General features: G+C 46.4%; 18 protein-coding genes and 1 tRNA gene. 12 read left to right on the forward strand and 7 right to left on the reverse strand.

From position 1 onward, the window contains the following. Positions 1–86 precede the first annotated feature (86 nt). From DEALDRAFT_RS08735 to DEALDRAFT_RS08750, 4 genes are all read left to right on the forward strand, one after another. Entirely contained in the window at positions 87–854 is a 768-nt protein-coding gene (locus DEALDRAFT_RS08735; protein WP_008516711.1) for a LamB/YcsF family protein, read from the forward strand. A gap of 10 nt (positions 855–864) precedes the next feature. Continuing rightward, positions 865–1,602: a 5-oxoprolinase subunit PxpB gene (gene pxpB, locus DEALDRAFT_RS08740; RefSeq protein ID WP_008516712.1), complete on the forward strand. Its 738-nt coding sequence runs from the start codon at positions 865–867 to the stop codon at positions 1,600–1,602. Next, positions 1,589–2,599: a 5-oxoprolinase subunit C family protein gene (locus tag DEALDRAFT_RS08745; protein ID WP_008516713.1), complete on the forward strand. Its 1,011-nt coding sequence runs from the start codon at positions 1,589–1,591 to the stop codon at positions 2,597–2,599. Before pxpB ends, DEALDRAFT_RS08745 begins: the two co-directional genes overlap by 14 nt. A 52-nt stretch (positions 2,600–2,651) precedes the next feature. Then, positions 2,652–2,727, forward strand: a tRNA-Arg gene (locus tag DEALDRAFT_RS08750). 49 nt (positions 2,728–2,776) lie between these two features. Here the strand turns inward: DEALDRAFT_RS08750 and DEALDRAFT_RS16025 are convergent. Beyond that, positions 2,777–3,976 carry a two-component system sensor histidine kinase NtrB gene (locus tag DEALDRAFT_RS16025; RefSeq protein WP_008516714.1) on the reverse strand — a complete coding sequence of 400 codons (1,200 nt, stop codon included), beginning with the start codon at positions 3,974–3,976 and terminating at the stop codon, positions 2,777–2,779. A 166-nt stretch (positions 3,977–4,142) separates the two neighbouring features. On the opposite strand from DEALDRAFT_RS16025, the gene DEALDRAFT_RS08760 reads away from it, so the two are divergent. Next, complete coding sequence (locus DEALDRAFT_RS08760; protein ID WP_008516715.1) at positions 4,143–5,372, forward strand: hypothetical protein; 1,230 nt, start codon at positions 4,143–4,145, stop codon at positions 5,370–5,372. A 68-nt stretch (positions 5,373–5,440) separates the two neighbouring features. On the opposite strand, the gene DEALDRAFT_RS08765 is transcribed toward DEALDRAFT_RS08760, so the two are convergent. Beyond that, positions 5,441–5,893: a hypothetical protein gene (locus DEALDRAFT_RS08765; RefSeq protein ID WP_008516716.1), complete on the reverse strand. Its 453-nt coding sequence runs from the start codon at positions 5,891–5,893 to the stop codon at positions 5,441–5,443. Positions 5,894–6,037: 144 nt separating this feature from the next. Here DEALDRAFT_RS08765 and DEALDRAFT_RS08770 point away from each other — a divergent pair, with 144 nt between their 5' ends. Next, positions 6,038–6,520: a cytochrome c3 family protein gene (locus DEALDRAFT_RS08770; protein ID WP_008516717.1), complete on the forward strand. Its 483-nt coding sequence runs from the start codon at positions 6,038–6,040 to the stop codon at positions 6,518–6,520. A 92-nt stretch (positions 6,521–6,612) separates the two neighbouring features. Here DEALDRAFT_RS08770 and DEALDRAFT_RS08775 read toward each other — a convergent pair whose 3' ends face one another. From DEALDRAFT_RS08775 to DEALDRAFT_RS08795, 5 genes are all read right to left on the reverse strand, one after another. Then, positions 6,613–6,861, reverse strand: coding sequence for an AbrB/MazE/SpoVT family DNA-binding domain-containing protein (locus DEALDRAFT_RS08775; protein WP_008516718.1), 249 nt, complete (start codon positions 6,859–6,861; stop codon positions 6,613–6,615). A gap of 109 nt (positions 6,862–6,970) precedes the next feature. Next, positions 6,971–7,162 (reverse strand): hypothetical protein, encoded by a 192-nt coding sequence (locus DEALDRAFT_RS08780; protein WP_008516721.1) that lies wholly within the window; start codon positions 7,160–7,162, stop codon positions 6,971–6,973. Between the two features lie 80 nt (positions 7,163–7,242). After that, positions 7,243–8,352 (reverse strand): Ger(x)C family spore germination protein, encoded by a 1,110-nt coding sequence (locus tag DEALDRAFT_RS08785; RefSeq protein WP_008516722.1) that lies wholly within the window; start codon positions 8,350–8,352, stop codon positions 7,243–7,245. After that, positions 8,345–9,463, reverse strand: a complete 1,119-nt coding sequence (locus DEALDRAFT_RS08790) for a GerAB/ArcD/ProY family transporter (protein WP_143753425.1) — start codon at positions 9,461–9,463, stop codon at positions 8,345–8,347. The genes DEALDRAFT_RS08785 and DEALDRAFT_RS08790 overlap by 8 nt, the downstream gene beginning before the upstream one ends. Continuing rightward, positions 9,453–10,562, reverse strand: coding sequence for a spore germination protein (locus DEALDRAFT_RS08795; RefSeq protein WP_143753426.1), 1,110 nt, complete (start codon positions 10,560–10,562; stop codon positions 9,453–9,455). Before DEALDRAFT_RS08795 ends, DEALDRAFT_RS08790 begins: the two co-directional genes overlap by 11 nt. A 393-nt stretch (positions 10,563–10,955) precedes the next feature. Here DEALDRAFT_RS08795 and DEALDRAFT_RS08800 point away from each other — a divergent pair, with 393 nt between their 5' ends. From DEALDRAFT_RS08800 to DEALDRAFT_RS08825, 6 genes are all read left to right on the forward strand, one after another. Continuing rightward, positions 10,956–12,119 (forward strand): ABC transporter substrate-binding protein, encoded by a 1,164-nt coding sequence (locus DEALDRAFT_RS08800; RefSeq protein WP_008516725.1) that lies wholly within the window; start codon positions 10,956–10,958, stop codon positions 12,117–12,119. Positions 12,120–12,180: 61 nt separating this feature from the next. After that, a complete protein-coding gene (locus DEALDRAFT_RS08805) occupies positions 12,181–13,053 on the forward strand; it encodes a branched-chain amino acid ABC transporter permease (protein ID WP_008516726.1) in 873 nt (290 codons plus the stop codon). Between the two features lie 10 nt (positions 13,054–13,063). Further along, positions 13,064–13,948, forward strand: coding sequence for a branched-chain amino acid ABC transporter permease (locus DEALDRAFT_RS08810; protein WP_008516727.1), 885 nt, complete (start codon positions 13,064–13,066; stop codon positions 13,946–13,948). Positions 13,949–13,961: 13 nt separating this feature from the next. Beyond that, positions 13,962–14,747, forward strand: a complete 786-nt coding sequence (locus DEALDRAFT_RS08815) for an ABC transporter ATP-binding protein (RefSeq protein WP_008516728.1) — start codon at positions 13,962–13,964, stop codon at positions 14,745–14,747. A 1-nt stretch (position 14,748) separates the two neighbouring features. After that, entirely contained in the window at positions 14,749–15,453 is a 705-nt protein-coding gene (locus DEALDRAFT_RS08820; RefSeq protein ID WP_008516730.1) for an ABC transporter ATP-binding protein, read from the forward strand. Positions 15,454–15,798: 345 nt separating this feature from the next. Beyond that, positions 15,799–16,113 carry a hypothetical protein gene (locus DEALDRAFT_RS08825; protein WP_008516732.1) on the forward strand — a complete coding sequence of 105 codons (315 nt, stop codon included), beginning with the start codon at positions 15,799–15,801 and terminating at the stop codon, positions 16,111–16,113. Positions 16,114–16,126: the final 13 nt, after the last annotated feature.

A 16,126-nucleotide genomic window follows, 5' to 3' on the forward strand; every position in this document is an offset into this window, starting at 1 on the left:
TATAAATGGTTTTAAATTCAGCAGGATTTGGAAAATAAATAAAGAAAAGCGTATTAGTCAAATGGTGGTGTATTGGAGGTAACGTTGTGACCAAGGTGGATCTGAATTGCGATATGGGGGAAAGTTACGGTAGGTATAAATTAGGTGACGACGCAGAGATTCTTGATTATATCACCTCTGCCAATATTGCCTGCGGACTGCATGCCGGTGACCCGGTGGTTATGGATACAACCGTAGCCCTGGCAGGTAAAAAGGGGGTAGCAATCGGTGCTCACCCTTCTTTTCCAGATTTGCAGGGATTTGGCCGGCGGCCCATGGTAATGAGCAAAGATGAGATAAGGGCTTTTCTGGTGTATCAGATAGGTGCCTTAAAAATGTTTACTCACCTGCACGGATATCCGCTGCAGCACGTTAAACTCCATGGAGCTCTGTACAATTTAGCTTGTTGTGAGCAGGAACTGGCGGAAGTTACTGCTCAAACAGTTGCGGCCATGGACCAAGACCTGATTCTGGTGGCTCTGTATAATTCCCAACTTTATCAGGCCGGAAAAAAATACGGCCTGCGGGTTGCCGGAGAGTTTTTTGCCGACCGTAACTATGCAAATGACGGCTCACTGCTGCCTCGCTCACATCCCGAAGCGTTAATCAGTGATGAAGACCAGGCGGCAGAGCGTTGCCTGCAGGCTGTTTTTGAAGAAAAATTAGCAGCGGCCGACGGGACAACCATTACTGTTAAAGCAGATACCATCTGCCTGCACGGTGATTCTCCGCAGGCATTAAGTTTCTCCCGAAAAATAAAAAACTCCCTGCAAAGTGCAGGCGTTACCATCTCTCCTTTATGGAATTTTTTATAAGGAGGTAGCCATGGCTGCTATTAAGTTCCGGCCGGCCGGAGATTCAGCATTAGCTGTGGAATTCGGTGAAACCATAGATGAACAGACAAACCAGAAAGTGCGAAATATGTACTATGCACTGCAAAACCTTAAGCTTCCCGGAGTGGTTGAAACTGTACCTACATATCGCTCTCTATTGGTTTATTTCGACCCCCTGCAGCAGGTGCCGGAAAGGTTAGCTGAAGAGCTGCTGCGTGTGGAGATGGAAATGGACTCCGTCCCTCTGCCACCGCCGGTTCTGTTTCATGTGCCGGTTCTCTATGGCGGAGACGTTGGCCCGGACCTGGCTTTTGTGGCTGAACATGCGGGCCTTTCAGAAGAAGAAGTTATCAAAATACATACTGCCAAACGCTACCGCATTTATATGTTGGGCTTTACTCCGGGGTTCTGTTATCTGGGCGGAATGGCAAAACAGTTGGCCACGCCAAGGCTTTCTGTGCCCCGCACAAAAATTCCCGCCGGCTCAGTGGGCATTGCCGGAGAGCAGACAGGAATTTACCCCATGGACAGCCCGGGAGGATGGCAGTTAATAGGCAGAACACCGCTTCGGCTGTTTGCTCCGCTGTCTAAAACACCTTTTCTGTTTTCCGCCGGCAATTATCTGCGCTTTTTCAGTGTAGATGCCTGTGAGTATCGCCGCATTGAAGAGTTGTGCGCCCAGGGAAAATATCAGCCACAAGCGGAGGTCTTTGCAGATGGAGGGAGCTGAAGTTCTTAGCGGCGGACTGTTAAGTACTGTACAGGATGAAGGGCGTTTCGGCTGGCAGGCATACGGCCTGCCAGCCGCAGGGGCCATGGACTGGTATGCTTTTCAAACGGGAAACATGCTTTTGGGCAATGCCGCCGAAGTAGCGGCATTGGAAATTACTCTGGCCGGCCCCACACTTCGCTTTACCTGCAATTCCATGGTGGCAGTTACCGGCGCCCCGCTACCAGTGCTCCTAAACGGTAAAGAAATGCCGCTGTGGCAGAGTTTTGTAGTAAAAACAGGCCAGCAATTAAGCCTGGGAGCTGTAAGCGCCGGTTGCCGTGCCTACCTGTGTGTTGCAGGAGGTATTCTTGTCCCCAAAGTTTTGGGGAGCAGATCCACATATCTGCGTGGGCAGCTGGGCGGCGTTGACGGTAGAGAGCTGGCAGCGGGGGATTTTTTGCCTCTTGAGCCATGCACTGCTGTGGGAAGGGAGGGGCTTTATCTACTGCCGGAAGCCATCCCTGCATATCCGAAGTCACAATCAGTCCGTGTTATGTTAGGCCCTCAGGATGATTATTTTAGCATAGATGCCTTAAATGCCTTGCTGCACAGCGAGTATAAAATTACCCCCGAATCAGATCGCATGGGGTATCGCCTTGATGGGCCGCAGCTGACCCATAAAGAAAGTGCTGATATAATTTCCGATGGTGTAGTGCCGGGAGCTTTGCAGGTTCCAGGCCACGGCACACCTATTATTATGATGGCGGACCGCCCTACCACCGGCGGTTATCCAAAAATCGCCACAGTTATTACAGCAGACCTCTGGAAGGTAGCCCAGCTAAAACCGGGGGATTCCATCAGGTTTCAGGAAGTTGATTTTTACCAGGCAAGGCAAGCTCTTTATGAAACGAGAGCGCTGTTGCAATCTATATTCACACCTAACAGCAGGCTGTTTAACGTACGTGTCAACGGTAAAAAGTACTTCGTCCGAGTCCGGGAATTGGAGGATGAATAGCGGACAGGCAACTTGATTTTACAAGGGTTTTCAGTTATAATTGTAAAGCAATGCGCCTGTAGCTCAGGGGATAGAGCAACGGATTCCTAATCCGTGTGCCGCAGGTTCGATTCCTGCCAGGCGCACCATACTAAAATGTAAACACCGCAATGGATGCGGTGTTTTTTTTTTAAGTGCTTAAATTTTAAAGTGAACGTAAAAAGTGGTCCCGTTTTTATCGCTTTGGCATTTTACTTTTGCATCGTGTTTTCTGGCGATGGTAAGACAAACCGGCAATCCAAGACCGGTACCGCTTTCCTTAGTTGTGAAAAAAGGATTTAAAATTTTGTCGGTGTACTCGGGCGGGACGCCATGTCCCTGGTCTGCAACGGATAGGACTACTTCATCGTCGGTGCGGTGTGTGCGGATTGTTAAGACACCGCCATCCTCCATAGCCTCCAGACCATTGTGCACCAGGTTTAAAAGGAGCTGGTTAATAAGTTGAGCATCCAGCTTCAAAAGGGGGATGGCATTTAGTTCAGTTTTAATGGTTATGTTTTCCATTAGGCCCCTTGCTTCCAGTAGTGGGAACAGGGAGTTAATAATATTGTTTAAGTTGCAGTCTTTAAACTCACTGGCTTTACTTTTTGAGATGGAAAGAAATTCGGTGATAATTTCGTTGGCTCTGTCTAGTTCCTCAATCATTATTTCAAAGATTGTATTAATATCTGTGGTGGATTTATTTTGCAGAAGTAGCTGGAGGTAACCACGTATTGTGGTCAAAGGATTTCTTATTTCGTGGCCCAGGCTGCCTGCCAACTCTCCCATTAAATCCAGGCGACTTAAACGGGAAAATTGCGTTTGCATGTCGAGAAGCTCCTTTGTCCGCTCGCTGACAATGTGCTCCAGGTTTTTGTTTTGGGCTTGTAGTTGGTGCTTGGTAATTTTTTGTGGTGTAATATCTTTAACCGTACATAACGCTCCGATGATCTGGCTTTGGCTGTTTAACAGGGGGATGCTGCTTGACTGAATATATTTTGTAACGCCGTCTGTCCAACGCACCATAAATTCCATATCGTCTACTTTTTCACCTTTCCAGGCAGACCGTTGCAGGGGCATCTCTTCAGGTGTTAAGAGTTTGCCGTTTTGATAAGTACTAATGGGAGGGTGTTTGGGGTTGGTAAATGATATGGACTGCCAGCCTGTGAGACGGAAAATTTCCGCCGATGCCGGGTTATGAATTACTTCATAGCAGCCACGATTGGGAGCAACGGCAATACCAATTGGAATCAGAGAAAAGATAGACTTCTCCCGTTCCTTTTCATCTTTTAATTCTTTTAAAAGCTGTTCGCTTCTTCCGCCAAGCTGTAGTGTTTCTAAGAAGTCAGAGGCCAACATGTTCACTCCAAACTTTGCTACATTTAGACAATTTTCGCTTTTCTATTATTCTACTTTTATCCAGTAATTCCTCTTATTTAAAAATTATTAGCTTTACCAACAGGGTTTATTGGCAAGAAGTAGAAAAAAGCTTGGTAAAGGAAAAAGCCATATGGAGGTTAAGGCGATGAATACTGTAATTATAAAACAGCGCTTGCGGTTACTTTGCTTGATAGCAATTTTTACTGTGGTTGGGACGGGATTAGTGTCTTGTACAAATGAGCCGGTGAGTGAAGAAAATTATCAGCAAAATCCTGCAGATGGAGTCGAAGGCAATGAAGCTTTGTTGATTGGTGATAATGAGTTGTTTAACTTAATCACCAAAACCTTACCTTCTGTAACAATGTATATAGAAGGTGATTTAAATCAAAACTACGTAATTTTTCAGGTAGCCGCAGCTCCGGCAGACCCTTATTATATTGTTGATTTAAACGAGTGGGACCAGAATCATGAGAATTTGGCAGAACTGCGTGATTCAGTTGCACAGAGGCTTCCCGCTCCCGGCCTTGATGATCTTGAGGAGGGTAATCTTGTTTATCCCAATTATAGTGCTGAGCCACAGATATCACCGGATGGCAGTAAATTAATTTATTCATATTACAGCGAAGAACTTACAGAAGAAGAAATAATCAATAACAAGGTGGCCATATATGTGGCCGACTTAGAGCTTCCCCTGAATGTCACTCATAAGATAATACTGGAGGGGGAGACATTTGCACAGGGCATTTTGCCTGTCTGGAATGAAGAGCAAACAGGGATATATTATGTCACACCCAAGGGCTTAAAGAGTTATAGTTTTGCAAAAAAGCAAGCAGAAATAATATTGCCTGCGACTGAACTGACGGGGTTAATCATGGGAGAGGATGTAAAAAGCATAGCGCCCCATGCTATTAGCGTTAATGGTCGGGGACGTAGGCTGGCTTATCTTGAGGATGAAAAAATAAAAATAGTCTCCTTTAATGATAACGCTGAAGAAAAAACGTTGGACACAGAAGCCGCCACTGAAATAACAGACCTTGAGTTCTTATTTAACGGCCAGTACATTGCTCTTAATGGTGGAGCAAATATCTTTAATGTTGATACCGGTGAAGTAACAGAACTTAAGGGCGAGGGTCGCTACATTAGCTACGCCTGGAATGACCAAGAAGAATTATTAGTGCTGTTTGTACAAGAGGATGATGTTGGTGATAATTTGGAGTTGCGTCTTTATAACTCAGAATTAGAGAGCATCAATCAACTTACCACATATTCTCCGGCAACAAACGCAGTAGTTACTGATTTAGGTGGTAAGTGGGGGCTTATGATCATGGAGGAGGAAGAATACAGAGGTGTTATATATTCCTTTGTTTTTAAGTAATATAATAGCCGCAATTAAGACGACAGAACTTTCTATTTTAAATAATGAGTCCAAACAGGTAAGGCGTACTATTTCTGTGGCGCCTTTGTTTTCCTGTCGAGCCAATGGAGGGTTTGGGCCAGTGTTAACCCCCAGATGATGCCGCCCGTTATATTAGACAAGACTGTTGCCAGTGTATGTTCCCTGAGAATAGGCACCTGAAAAAGGATAGGAATTGCATAAATGAAAAACCCGGATACAACCCCAAACAGCGCTCCTTTTATCAGATACCCCCTTGATGTAACCTGTGGAATCAAAAAAGCGAAGATACTGCCTAAGAAGCCAACCCACAAAAGCTGAATAAACAGGGCAACCGCCCCTTCGGCATGGTTTGCAGGTAAATCACCGAATAAAAGAATGCTTGCCCAGTCAACAAATCTCAATATTTCCAGGTTTAATACAAACACCGCAATTAACGACCAGAGATTCATTGCCACGCCACCAACTATTCCTGCGGTAAAGCCTCTGAAAAACCTATCCATTTCGCACACCCCTTTTGTAAAGTCACAATTATTATGCCAAATAATTTGTTTTTTAATGAGAGGTACACAGGCGTGTGTTTTTTTTGTATGGTTTGCTACTTTCGGGAAATTATAGAAAGGAGATTCTGTGTAGAGGATGATTGGATGAAAACAGGTTGGAAAATTATTCTGCTTGTTGTTAGCGTGGCCGTTGGTTTATATCTCCTGTTTACAGGTGTATATTATGCCACGTACGGAGCCGTTGGATTTTGTAACCGCTGTCATATTATTGAGCCCTATGTGGCTTCCTGGGAAGAGCAGCCCCATTCCGGGGTAAACTGTATGTTCTGTCATGAAATGCGGGGATTTGTGGGAAAGCTGGAGTCACAGGCCAGGGGGATTAATAACATGTATAAGTATGTTACAGGGCAGTACTCTGCCCCCATAGAAGCCAGGGTTTTTGAGCAAAACTGTTTTAGCTGCCATGTGGGGGATTATAGGCAGTTTCCCCAGGCTGCCAAGTTAATTAGGGGAGATAAAAAGCATTATGAAATTATTCAGGAAAACCGCTCCTGTTTAGAGTGCCACAGGGATGTGGGCCATGGGTTAAATTTACTGATTACGCCCGACTTTTCCGGAATCCGGTAGAAGCATCCCCTGTAATAGGGCAAAAAAAAAGAGCAAAGCTGCTCTTTATATTTTGGAATCTATGTGCGCGTTATTGGCAAAAATAACGCGTTTTATGATGCTTTGTGGGAAATTTCTTTGGCGCACTCATGGCATACCATTCTTCCCTTGTGCTGGTGTACGTCTTCTGCATTTTCACAAAAAACACAGGCCGGTTGATACTTTCTCAGGATTATCTTTTCCCCTTCGACGAAAATTTCCAGTGAGTCTTTGATGTCAATGTTTAAGACCCTGCGCAGTTCAATGGGAATTACAATTCTGCCCAACTCGTCCACTTTGCGTACTATGCCTGTTGACTTCATATTATTTCCCCCCTTTGTTTGGAAGTACACCTATAATCTACCATCTGTTGCAGCAGATTGTCATACAAAAGTATTAAATCTAAAAAAAAACGAGCCCGTGGGCTCATGTTTATTCCGGAGCATTTTTATAGGTGGTGATGATATAAGGATTGGGAATTTCTTTTTGCTGTTCTCCTGGAGCGTAAGAGATTTTTGACAGCTGTTTTCGTAAGTCCGCCACGATTGCCTCCAACTCTTCAACTCTCTCTTCAATAATTTTCAGCGCTTCGAAGTTAGTGCAGTTGTTTGTGGCCAGCCTCAACACCCCTTTCCGCTAAATTATATTCCGGGAAGAGGTGTTTCTTTACTAAAATTGTAGTAATTTGCGGGCACAGAAGCTTATTATGGTGAAAGCCCGGTTCTGGTAACCAGTGAGTTTACCTCTACATTTATGGGGACAGAGGGGAAGATGGTGTCCCAATCCATATCCTGATAAATATCAGGGTGTCTTCTGTTTAGGGCTATGCCGAATCCCAGATAATCAATGGCAAACTCTTGCTGTGCCTTGGCAATGGCTCCTTCAACCTGCTTTTTAATTGTTTGTGATAACAGGCTTTCCAGTTGGGCAGTTTCTGCAGGATCAGATAAATCGAAGGGCTCACCCTGCTGTTGCAGGATTGTTCCGTCAGTATGCAGCTTTACTGTGAAACTGATTTTATCGCCGTTAATATGGGGGACCAGTCTGACAGATTTTTGTTCTACAAGATATGTGTAGACACTGTCTGCTTTTTTACCTTCCACAGTGGCATTGATATCCCCCACAATCCAGTTGGCAGCCTGGGTTTCGCTGCTACTTAGCCAACCGGAAAGTTTCCAGCGGTTAAAGATTGCGGCCCCATGGCGGATGGGGATATCTCCTTCGGCAACCAGTATTCTTGATGCCAGGCCTTTGCCGTTGGTTCTGCGCAAATCCAAAAGAAATTCAATTAGAGGGTTGGTCCTTACTATTGATTGTTTATTGTCAAGTTGTGCCAGTGTTACCAGATGAGCAGACAGGTACGGTTCGTATGTGGGTTTTGTTTTTAACAGCTCCATGGCTTCAGCCTGGTGTACAAACAATACCCGGACCCGTTTTTGCACTTCCGGTTGCCTAAAAAAGAAGTCGGCAATGTGTCTGAAGTCCTCTTCCTTTGCTTTTTCCTCACCAATTAGTATTACTGTTAAATGGGCCAGGGTAACGGGGCGCCCGACTCTGGCGTGTAATAGCTCAATGGCCATATTTATACTGTCGGCCTCCAAGGTGTGAATAATGCTGGCCGGGGTTTGTGCATCAGGTCTGACTCCGGCGGGCTTGACCACTTCAAAGGTGATTTTGTATTTAGGTCCGTCTGCATCTTGAGTGGCGTCTATTCCGATGGCGGTAACAAATGATCTGTTTCTTATGTCCTGAACATCCCAGCAGCCTGAGGTGAGAAGAATTAATAATATTGGTATCAGCCAGCACTTACGCATGTTCATTTGCCTCCTTGCCTCTGATTACAGCCATTAAGAAAGTGAGGGCAGGGATAACAGCGATAAAGATTAAAGTAAAGTAATTGTAGTACTCTCGGAGCACTAACATCCAGGTGACATTTGGTATCAGGTAGGTGGCGCCAATGATAGCGGCTGTTACAAGGCCGATGGTCAGTTTTCTGTGGGACAGACCAAATAACTCGATGATGCCAAAGGAGAGTAAGTAGATATAGATGGCCATGGTGGTAAAAATGGCAATCAGCCATGTTAATGTCAGAAGTAGTTCAAATCTTTCCACCGCAAAGCCGGGAAGTTCGATGGCACTGAGTAAGGCGATCCCCGGATAGATAAACTCCACAGTGTTTTCAGCACCAAGCACACCAATGGCATTTACAGAGGCAAATACACTAAAGAGGATAACAGCAAATATGCCCCCTAATGCAGGTTTGAGGATTTTATTTTTGTCGTTAAGAAAGGGTGTGACAAATAAGAGTACTTCCACCCCCTGAATAAAACCTACATAGACGATGGCTCCGTGCAGGACAGGAATAATGCCTCTGCTGAGAATCGGGAAAAAATTTTCAAACTGGACCTCTCTTATGCCTAAAAGCAGCACAACGATGATTGTTATGGCAAAGAAGGGATAAAACAACTGAAAGAAACGCACTATGCTGGAAAAGCCGTATGAAACCAGCCACACTGCGCCCAAACCCATTAAAATCAAGGGAATCAGAGCAGGAGTTTCCTGCAAATAAATCAGCCTGTTGGCGTTGGCAAAGTTTTGAAAAAGCAAAACCATAAAGGTGTAAAAGTAGAACAGGTAGGAGGCGATTATTACCAGGCCCATGGGCTTGCCCCAGACTTTTTTGCTGTAGGCAAAGAAACTCTCTCCGGGAAACCGGCGGGACAGCTTTACCAGAAGTGCTGTAAGGAGTATTAACAACGTCCCGCCCAGAAAGGTTGTAATTACGGCATCCTGTCCGGCAATCTCCACCAGACCCCGGGTAAAGGTAAAGATTTCAAATTCAAAGATTGCCAGGGCCAGAACTACCGTAAGTACCCTCGGATCCAGGGTATCTCCGGATTTACTGCGTTGGCTATTATTCATCATGGTCACCTTTTTCTAAAGTTGTCTCTGCTTTGGAGAGGGGCTGATAGGTTTCATCCTGGGCCATGGCAACGGTGTTGTCCCGTAAAACGGTGTGCCCCCAACCGCTGGCCTCCACCGGAGCAAGAGGTGCCATGTAAGGGATGCCAAATGACTTAAGGGAAACCAGATGGATACCGATATAGAAGAAGGCCACGGCAAAGCCAAACATGCCAAACATGGTGCTTAGAATCATGGTGAAAAACTGAATTATCCTGACGGCGGAGCGCAGGTCATAATTGGGAATGGCAAAAGAAACAATGGCTGTTAAAGTAACAACCATTACGATGATTTCTCCAAAAATTCTTGCCGAGATCCCGGCACCTACTAAAACAATGCCGGCAAAAATGGCAATGGCCGAGCCAATCTGGTTGGGTACCCGAATTAAGATTAATCTCACCGCTTCCACCACACCCATCATCACAAAAGCTTCAAAGTATACGGGAAAAGGGGAGCCTTCGGCGCTGGCGGCAATGAGCATGGCCAGTCGGGTGGGAAGCATTTCCGGATTGTGGGAGGTCAGGGCAATATAGAAAGCAGGCAAAGATGCGGCCATTAAAAACATAATATACCTGGCAATGCGGAAGAAATTGGCGGCAATAAACCAGCGGCTGTATGCATCTTCCGGTGTGTCCATTAAATCAAAAAAGGTGGTGGGAGCCAAAAGGATGTCCGGACTGCCGTCAAGCAGTATGGCAATACGCCCCTGAATCAGGGCAGCCTCGGTTAAATCCGGCTGAATTGTGGTTTCCACCTGGGGAAATGGGCTTAGGTTGGAATTTTCAATGTTTCTTTCCAGATAGCTGCTGTCCAGCAGGGTGTCTGCTTTAATTGCTCGGATCTTGCTTCTGATTTGTGCCACAATGTCCGGATTGGCCAGGTCGTTAAGGTAGGCTATTACCACTCTTTTTTTGCCGAGCCGGCCGATGACAAATTGTTCCAGTGTCAGGTTGTCGCTTGGCAACCTTTCTTTAATTAATGACAGGTTATAGTCCAAGTCTTCATGAAAGCGCTTTTTGTAGCCCCGCAACATCTGCTGGGTATCGCGGGGGGCGACATCCATAATTGTCCCGCAAAAATCATTGGTTTCTTTTGTGTAATAGGTAGGTTTAGGCTCCTCGTCCCGGGATAATTCCGGGGAGGGGTTGCTTATATGCTTACCGCTTTTATGTTGACGCTTACGCTTTTTCCAGCTAAATAGTCTGTGCAACAGGCTCACCTCGGGTTGAATTGGTTAATACTAGTTTATTTTCTACTAATGGACAAGTCTTATACAATTTAGGGTGAGCGTGTCCGTTACTACTATGGCTGCTGAAAATTTTTTTTTGACCGGTTTTCATTTAAGAGGAGTTTTTGTTTTCATGTGGAATATATTTTTTTATGTCCCACTGTCTTCTTTAATCCGCTGAAGTGGTGAAGACAGGGGTAAAGTAAATAAGAGGGGGTTTAAAAAAGAATGTTAAAAGGCAGAAAATTTTTACTTTTTGTTGCTGTGCTGCTGACACTGGCACTGGTAGTGGTGGGCTGCGGCGACAACGGTAACAACAATGCGGATCCGGACAACAGCAACAACGGTGATGCTGAGGAGATTAAGATTGGTACTGTTGGTCCTCTGACCGGAGGTGCTGCATCTTACGGCGTTAGTGTAAGACGCGGTGTGGAAATTGCTATTAACGAAGCAAATGAGGCAGGCGGTATCAATGGTGCTCAAATCAGATTGATTCCGGAAGATACAGGTGGTGATGCTACCGAAGCGGCTAATGCTACTTCCAAGCTGATTGAGCAGGATAATGTAAGTGTAATAATCGGCGCCGTACTTAGCAGTGAAACCTTCGCCGGTGCACCATTTGCCAATGATGCCGGTGTTCCCATGATTTCTCCCGCATCTACTGCAACCGGTATTCCTCAGGAAGGGGAATACATTTTCCGCAATACCCTGGCCGACGAAGTACAGGCAGCTCAGTTGGCCGAGTATGCCTCCGATGAGTTGGGTGTTTCCCGTTTTGCTGTAATGTTCACCAACAATGATTATGGTGTGGCGCTGAGAGATGCCTTTGTTGCCACAGCAGAAGGCTTGGGTGAAGTGGTGGAAATTCAAAGCTTCACGGATGGAGACGATGATTTCAGTGCCGCGTTAACCCGAATTGCCCAGGGCAATCCGGAAGCACTGTTTATCGGTGGGTACTACGAAGAGGCGGCAAGGATTGCTCAGCAGGCACAGGAGCAAGGTTTGGACGTTCAGATTCTCGGTGCCGATGGTTTCTATTCTCCGGTACTGGTTAACCTGGGTGGGGATGCCGTAGAAGGTGCTATCTTCACCGCTGCTTTCTATGATGGTGATACCGCCGATGCGGTTGTAAACTTTGTTTCCAAGTTCCAGGAAGAGTTTGGTGAAACTCCCGATATGTTCGCCGCTCAGGCCTACGATGCTGCCAGAATCGTTCTGCAGGCCATCGAAACTGCCGGTAGCGGAGACAGTGCTGCTATTCGCGATGCTTTGGCAGCAATTCAGGATTTCCCCGGCATCACCGGTGTGACATCCTTTGATGGCGAGGGTGACGTTATTAAAGAAGTGCTGATTCTGCAGGTGGAAGACGGTTCCTTTAACCGGATTCGCTAGTAAACACTGGGGTAGGGTCCTCCCGGGCCCTACCCGATAATATTTTTTGAGGAGTGCAGTTATGTTTTCACAACAACTTGTTAATGGGATCGTACTGGGTAGCACTTATGCCCTCATTGCCCTGGGGTACACCATGGTATACGGAATCGCTGAGCTAATCAATTTTGCCCACGGCGAAATCTATATGTTTGGCGCCTTTGTGGGCATGATTATGGTTACTATCGTCGGTCTTCCTTTCCTTCCGGCATTGGTGATAGCCATGCTTGCTGCAGCTCTTCTGGGAGTGACTGTGGAGTTTATTGCGTACAGGCCTTTGCGGAAATCTTCCCGTTTGGCGGCTTTAATTAGTGCCATCGGTGCTTCTATCTTTTTACAGAATGCGGCACTCTTGCGCTGGGGGCCTCAGTCTCAGGGATTTCCCCGTCCATTTGAGGTTAATCAGATTATGGTGGCTGGAGTCAGGATTTCTTCGCTGCAGATCTATATACTGGTGATTTCTCTGGTTTTAATGGTAGCGCTACATTTTTTGATTACCAAGACCAAGATTGGTAAAGCAATGCGGGCTACGGCACAGGATAAGGAAACGGCGGCTTTGATGGGTATTAATGTTAACCGTGTTATTTCGTTTACCTTTGCCATTGGTTCTGCTCTTGGCGCTGCCGCCGGTGTGATGGTGGGGATTTATTTTAACTCCGTTTCACCCATGATGGGGTTGTTGCCTGGGTTAAAAGGCTTTGTTGCCGCTGTTTTGGGGGGAATCGGTAATATTCCCGGTGCTATGCTGGGAGGAATTATTTTAGGTATTGCGGAAACAATGGGTGTGGCCTATGGGGATTCACGCTACCGCGATGCCATAGCATTTGCTATTCTTATTATTGTGCTGTTGTTCAAGCCGTCTGGACTGTTGGGTAAACAGGTTCAGGACAAAGTGTAGGTGACAGACATTGCTTAGTGCATATTACACACAAATACTGACGTTGGTAGGAATAAATATTATTCTTGTTGCTAGTCTGAATATAGTTATCGGTTATACCGGCTTGTTGTCGTTGGGTCATGCTGCTTTTATGAGCATTGGAGCCTATACGGCCAGTATCCTCACCGTATATTATGATGTGCCCTTTTTTGCCGCACTTTTGGCAGGTGCGCTTTTTGCTTCTGTTTTTGGCATTATTATTGGTCTGCCCACGCTGAAATTGCGGGGTGATTATCTGGCCATAGCCACGTTAGGTTTCGGTGAGATTGTTAGAATTATCATTATAAACATGGAAATTACCAGGGGGCCGTTGGGATTGACCGGTATCCCCCGTCACACAAGCCTCTGGTTGGTATATTTGTTTGTTATTCTGTCTCTGTTGGTGTTTTATCGTCTGAAAAGATCCCGGGTGGGCCGGGCCATGATTGCTATCCGCGAGGATGAAACCGCTGCGGAGGCCATGGGGATTAACACCACTTATTACAAAGTGACCGCTTTTGCTGTGGCCGCTTTCTTTGCCGGCACCGCCGGCGGATTGTTTGCCCACTATTTCCGCTATATCAACCCAAACAATTTCGGCTTTATGAGATCCATTGAAATCCTGGTGATGGTGGTTCTGGGCGGCATGGGTAATATGGTGGGCTCGGTGGTTGGTGCTACGGTACTGACTGCTGCGCCGGAAATGCTGCGGGCAGTGGCTGATTACCGTATGCTGATTTATGGTGCCGCGCTGGTGGCGATGATGCTTATTCGTCCTCAGGGGCTCTTGGGCGAAGGAAAGCTGAAAATGCCCAAGAAATTGCCTGGGTTTAAAGTTAAGAATCAGATACAAGAACGGGAAAAGGCAAAATCCTAGAGGGGTTGTTATCATGGAACTGCTTAAAGCGGAAAAGCTTAGTATGATATTTGGCGGACTCCGGGCCGTTGACAATGTTAGCTTCCAGATAGATGAAGGGGAAATTGTGGGGCTTATCGGTCCCAACGGTGCGGGTAAAACCACTTTTTTCAACCTGCTCACCGGCATTTATGTTCCCAGTGCCGGAGAAATCACATTCCAACAGCAGGTGGGAGAGGAAAAGTCCCGAAAAGAACTGAAGATTAACGGTATGAAGCCTTACCAGGTAACTGCCGCCGGCATTGCCAGGACGTTTCAGAATATCCGCCTGTTTAAAGATATGACGGTGCTGGATAACGTGCTGATAGGTATGCATTCCAAAACATCTACCGGACTGTGGCAGGCAATTTTGCCCCTTAACATGAAGGAGGAGCAGGAGTCCAAAGACAGAGCCCGCAGCCTGCTGGACTTTGTGGGATTGTTGTCCAAGGAAAAGGAGCTGTCCAAAAACCTGGCTTACGGTGAGCAACGGCGTCTGGAAATTGCCCGGGCCCTGGCTGCTAATCCACGGCTGTTACTTTTGGACGAGCCTGCTGCGGGAATGAATGCCATCGAAACCAGAGAGCTGATTAACTTAATTACCGAAATCAGAAAGACTGATAAGACCGTCCTGCTCATTGAGCATGATATGAAACTGGTGATGGGCATTTCCGAGCGGGTAATGGTTCTTGATTACGGCAAAAAGATTGCAGAAGGGACACCGCAGGAAGTCCAGAAAAATGAAAAAGTAATTAAAGCTTATCTGGGAGAGGGGGCCTAAGATGCTCACCTTAGACAATATTTCCACCAGCTACGGCAATATCAGTGCGCTAAAAGGGATTTCCCTCCAGGTGAAGGAAGGACAGATTGTCACCCTCATTGGTGCTAACGGAGCAGGCAAAACCACAACTTTGAAAACCATTTCCGGGCTGCTTTGTCCCGATGAAGGGGATATTACCTTCCGGGGCAAATCCATCAAGGGCGTAGCTCCCCATAAAATTGCGGCCATGGGCATTGGCCATGTGCCGGAGGGGCGGCGGGTTTTTCCCCGTCTAACGCTGATGGAGAACTTGGAGTTGGGGGCTTTTACCCGTAAAGATAAGAGTGAGATAAAAAAAGATCTGGAGCGGGTTATGGGTTTGTTTCCGCAGCTAAAGGGCCGCGAGAAGCAGGCTGCCGGTACTTTAAGCGGTGGTGAGCAGCAAATGCTGGCCATGGGCCGGGCTCTGATGGGCAGACCCAAACTGTTATTGTTGGATGAGCCGTCCATGGGACTGGCACCGCTGATTGTAAAGAATATCTTCAGCATTATTGAAGAAATCAACAGTCAGGGCACCACGGTGCTGTTGGTGGAGCAGAACGCCAATGTGGCCCTGTCCACCGCAGACATGGGTTATGTGATGGAAACGGGTAAGATTGTGATGTCAGATACAGCGGACAAACTTTTGGTGGATGAAGGTGTGAAAAAAGCATATCTGGGCGACTGAGCTCAGGCGGAATTGTTTGCGCCGTACAGGTTTCTGTACGGTGCTTTTTGTTGTACTGGTAGGAAATTATAACGCTTCGCAGTTAGCGAAGCTGCTAATGTAAGCAGTACTGAAAAGCGCGCGCTGAGGAAACCGAAAGAGCGCGCCTTTCTTGTGTACGTATTTTTTAGGGTACGTATTTTCACCTAGATGGTGAGGTGAAACACGGACAATGCATAGGTGAAAACATTAACAAATAATTACGTGAAAACGTGCACAAAGGATAAGCGCAGGTACCGATGTGCCCGGACCCCTTCTGTGATTAAATTAACTTAGAAGAAAAAACACATTAAGAAGGGAGTTTTGATGATGGGTCTGAGAGCTTACTTGATGGTGAATTGTAAGGATGATGTGAAACATGAGGATTTCCGTAAAGCGATTTTGGATCTGGAGGACATGATTGAGGTTGATTTCGTTGATCCGGTGGTAGGAAACTGTGACATGGTGATTATGGTTGAAGCTGCGGTAAGTGTGGAAAAGGTGGCGCGCCAGATTGCTGCAAATGATTGGGTGGAGAATGTGGCGATTCTGAAAATTGTCAGCATCTTTGAGCGGCATCGCACGTCCAAGCGTGAGCTGTTGAAAGCTCTGCAGCGTGAAAAAGAAGAAGTGTTGACCTAAAGTAGGGGAGGAG

Source organism: Dethiobacter alkaliphilus AHT 1 (assembly GCF_000174415.1).
Taxonomy (GTDB): domain Bacteria; phylum Bacillota; class Dethiobacteria; order Dethiobacterales; family Dethiobacteraceae; genus Dethiobacter; species Dethiobacter alkaliphilus.

Coding starts and splice junctions, on each gene's coding strand:
- pxpB (WP_008516712.1), top strand. CDS start 865: ATGGCTGCTATTAAGTTCCGGCCGGCCGGAGATTCAGCATTAGCTGTG.
- DEALDRAFT_RS08745 (WP_008516713.1), top strand. CDS start 1,589: ATGGAGGGAGCTGAAGTTCTTAGCGGCGGACTGTTAAGTACTGTACAG.
- DEALDRAFT_RS16025 (WP_008516714.1), bottom strand. CDS start 3,976: ATGTTGGCCTCTGACTTCTTAGAAACACTACAGCTTGGCGGAAGAAGC.
- DEALDRAFT_RS08760 (WP_008516715.1), top strand. CDS start 4,143: ATGAATACTGTAATTATAAAACAGCGCTTGCGGTTACTTTGCTTGATA.
- DEALDRAFT_RS08765 (WP_008516716.1), bottom strand. CDS start 5,893: ATGGATAGGTTTTTCAGAGGCTTTACCGCAGGAATAGTTGGTGGCGTG.
- DEALDRAFT_RS08770 (WP_008516717.1), top strand. CDS start 6,038: ATGAAAACAGGTTGGAAAATTATTCTGCTTGTTGTTAGCGTGGCCGTT.
- DEALDRAFT_RS08775 (WP_008516718.1), bottom strand. CDS start 6,861: ATGAAGTCAACAGGCATAGTACGCAAAGTGGACGAGTTGGGCAGAATT.
- DEALDRAFT_RS08785 (WP_008516722.1), bottom strand. CDS start 8,352: ATGCGTAAGTGCTGGCTGATACCAATATTATTAATTCTTCTCACCTCA.
- DEALDRAFT_RS08790 (WP_143753425.1), bottom strand. CDS start 9,463: ATGATGAATAATAGCCAACGCAGTAAATCCGGAGATACCCTGGATCCG.
- DEALDRAFT_RS08795 (WP_143753426.1), bottom strand. CDS start 10,562: ATGGATGTCGCCCCCCGCGATACCCAGCAGATGTTGCGGGGCTACAAA.
- DEALDRAFT_RS08800 (WP_008516725.1), top strand. CDS start 10,956: ATGTTAAAAGGCAGAAAATTTTTACTTTTTGTTGCTGTGCTGCTGACA.
- DEALDRAFT_RS08805 (WP_008516726.1), top strand. CDS start 12,181: ATGTTTTCACAACAACTTGTTAATGGGATCGTACTGGGTAGCACTTAT.
- DEALDRAFT_RS08815 (WP_008516728.1), top strand. CDS start 13,962: ATGGAACTGCTTAAAGCGGAAAAGCTTAGTATGATATTTGGCGGACTC.
- DEALDRAFT_RS08820 (WP_008516730.1), top strand. CDS start 14,749: ATGCTCACCTTAGACAATATTTCCACCAGCTACGGCAATATCAGTGCG.
- DEALDRAFT_RS08825 (WP_008516732.1), top strand. CDS start 15,799: ATGATGGGTCTGAGAGCTTACTTGATGGTGAATTGTAAGGATGATGTG.